The sequence below is a fragment of the Aeromicrobium sp. genome (assembly GCF_047607065.1).
In the GTDB taxonomy this organism is placed as follows: Bacteria; Actinomycetota; Actinomycetes; order Propionibacteriales; family Nocardioidaceae; genus Aeromicrobium.
The window spans coordinates 1-2,576 of sequence record NZ_JASGDU010000039.1 but is presented as its reverse complement, the minus strand read 5'-3'; the positions used below and the strand labels follow the sequence as shown (position 1 = coordinate 2,576).

The window sequence follows — 2,576 nt, the reverse complement described above, 5'->3', positions numbered from 1 at the left end:
CTTGCAACGGGCCAGATCAGTCTCACAGGCCCGATAGGTGAGGGTGAGCAGGGTATTCACGCCCATGACCTTGCAAAGCCGCCTAACGCGCTTTTTGGCCCGCTGCGCGGCTTTGCGGGCCATAAGCTCACGATGTTCCTCTTCATCACGTTCCCCCTTTGCAAGTTCGATGGCTTCGATGGCCATCTTGATCGCCAGAGGTTCCCAATCGGCTTCTTCCCAAACGATAGGACGGTAGCCTGAGACTTCCAAGTGACCATTGCCCAGGTCATAGGCGCGTACCTTGACCCAATCCGCCGTCTTGCCCAGGTAGGGCGTTCCATCAATAATTCTCAGCACTGCACACCCCGCATGTGTGCCGTCACCGAGGCCCGAGCAATGTCCAGTTGCTGCGGGCCTCACCTTTTGGGGACGGCGGTTTCTGTATCTGTCCTAAAGTGTTCTAGAGATAAATCTAGGCTCGCTTCGCTCGCCGGCCTCGCCGCGCTCCGCTATCCGGCGGGCCGGCGAGCGCGAGCCGCAGGGACACCGCCAGAACCCTCTGAAACGGCCGCAGCAGGCTCCGCAGCCGCAGAGCGGGCAAAGACGTTCCGGCCGTGATCGGCACGACTCAGGCGGGCAATGTCAGAGGCGGTAATGCCGGGCACGTGACCAGGATCGGCTGACATCGGGGCATGCTGCCCCGATACCCCTGCCCCCTGCCCTGAGGGCCACTGCGCATTCGCTCCGTTCAGGGGCCCCCCGTTTGTCGTCCAGTGAACAGAATTCGCAGAGAGCAGCGCACCTTGCCGACCCTGCGCCAGACGACCAGGCTCGAAGTCCAGGAACAGGCCATGCTCGATGATGCGAAGGCAAATGGGCTCAGGAAGCCACATACGGCCGCCGTCCTGATCGAAGCACAGGCATCCCTTGGATTTACTGGAAACGCAGGCCGCAGGGTAGGGAACACGAGTCGGCCGCGTCAGCTCGTCATAACGCGGCGCGGTATGCGGCAGGCTCATAGAACGCGGGCGCAGGGACTCGTGATATTCGGCGACCGTGAGCGGGCGAGGCGCACCAGGTTGCAGAGCGCTTGACAACGCGGCCGACGCAGGCGCACCAGGCGAGCCGGCGACGGCAGATGCCCCAGGCACGACGCGATCAGCACCGAGGCGACCGAAGACATGCGGCCACATGTAGGCCGCAGCCGCCAGACCCCCAAAGAGCATCCAGACCGCAAAGGGCAGCTTGCGGGTTTGCTTTGTGTGAACCCGCGCGGATTTATACAGCTTTTGGGCCGAGCCGCTGTAGCGGTAAGGGGTTTTGGTGAAAGCGCTTTTGAACCGCAGGGTATCGGAGCAAGCGTCCCACTCATACACGATGGCCGCGCCGATGCCACCGACACGACGCATATGCAGGTGACGGCCAACGAGTTTCCGAACAGCAGGATCAAGAAGCTGCGGGTTCTGAGTCATGAGCACAACGTCGATACCGTCATGCCGGTGAGTTTCCAAATACTCGACAGCGGCCGGTTTCTTGCTGCCTGCAGGACGATTCGGCCAAACACGCTGCACCTCATCGAAGACGACGAAGGCACCAGGACGCTTGTTGTCGGCCAAATTCTCAAGCCAAGCCGCATCGACAAGCTCATGCTCTAAAAGCAGACCGTTGATGTTTGAATAAACCACCCGATCATAAGCAGCAGGCTCACCATTCTCATCGACGCCGGTCACCCGCTTGCCGATGACGGGGCGAATGATTTTATCGACGCAATAAAGGGTTTTGCCGCTACCAGGGGCGCCGGTAATGAGGGTAATCATGCGCTAACCCCAAGAACCTTAGTTGACTTCTGGATTACCCACAGCGTGACACGGAAACTGATGGCACCAAAAATGATATTAATGGCGGCACCACCACCAGCCAGAAGAAAGAGATTCAGAACATCAACAGGGAGCGCATTCGCGCCGCCTGATACCGCGTTTTTGAGGGTACCGATTGCAGCCTCAAATCCCACGATGGTCACCACTGACATGCCAAGTGCGAGAAGCACCCGGCCAACCAGGGAAGAAACCATCCCAAGCAACCATGCAACGAGCGGCATCAATCACCCCCCTTGAAACCACCTATGCCGATCATCAAAGCAAAGAACGATGCCAGAACAATCGCCATAGGACGAACATAATCCACAAGATAACCGCACGTTTTGGAGAAGAAGCCGAGGCTGATAGCCTGCCCACCGACCGTAACAGTCGGATCAACGGGGCAAGCACCAGTGCCAGCCATCACATATTCAGGCGTGTATAGAGCGCTCCGGGTAGTCCGGTTAATGCCGTCAGACGTAGGGGCATTCCCGAAGGTGGCGCAAGCCAGGACGTTCGGAAATAGCTTGCACATCACGTCGCCGGCATCACCACCTTTGCCCCCTGCGCCACCAGCTCCACCGGCACCGCCCGCGCCACCAGCACCCCCCGCGCCGCCTTGACCCTCACTGCCCCCCGGCTGCCCGCCCTGGCCACCAGAGCCGCCGCCGCCACCGCCGCCGCCCTCTCCGCTTGAGCCTCCACCAGAGCCGCCAGAGCCACGATAACCACCGCCAT

Annotated in this window: 5 protein-coding genes; all 5 read right to left on the bottom strand. The window is 60.3% G+C overall.

Going from position 1 to position 2,576, the window contains the following annotated elements; all coding sequences use genetic code 11:
* Positions 1–339 (bottom strand): hypothetical protein (locus QM597_RS05620; protein WP_415003887.1); only part of this gene is annotated, 339 nt, incomplete at its 3' end.
* Positions 340–491: 152 nt separating this feature from the next.
* Positions 492–1,799 (bottom strand): zonular occludens toxin domain-containing protein, encoded by a 1,308-nt coding sequence (locus QM597_RS05615; protein WP_415003886.1) that lies wholly within the window; start codon positions 1,797–1,799, stop codon positions 492–494.
* Positions 1,796–2,080, bottom strand: a complete 285-nt coding sequence (locus QM597_RS05610; protein ID WP_415003885.1) for a DUF2523 domain-containing protein — start codon at positions 2,078–2,080, stop codon at positions 1,796–1,798. The genes QM597_RS05615 and QM597_RS05610 overlap by 4 nt, the downstream gene beginning before the upstream one ends.
* The gene (locus QM597_RS05605) at positions 2,080–2,373 is read right to left on the bottom strand and encodes a hypothetical protein (RefSeq protein WP_415003888.1); all 294 of its coding nucleotides are present in this window, start codon (positions 2,371–2,373) and stop codon (positions 2,080–2,082) included. Before QM597_RS05605 ends, QM597_RS05610 begins: the two co-directional genes overlap by 1 nt.
* Positions 2,373–2,576, bottom strand: a 204-nt coding sequence (locus QM597_RS05600) for a hypothetical protein (protein ID WP_415003884.1), incomplete at its 5' end; no start/stop codon positions are given. The genes QM597_RS05600 and QM597_RS05605, both read right to left, overlap by 1 nt.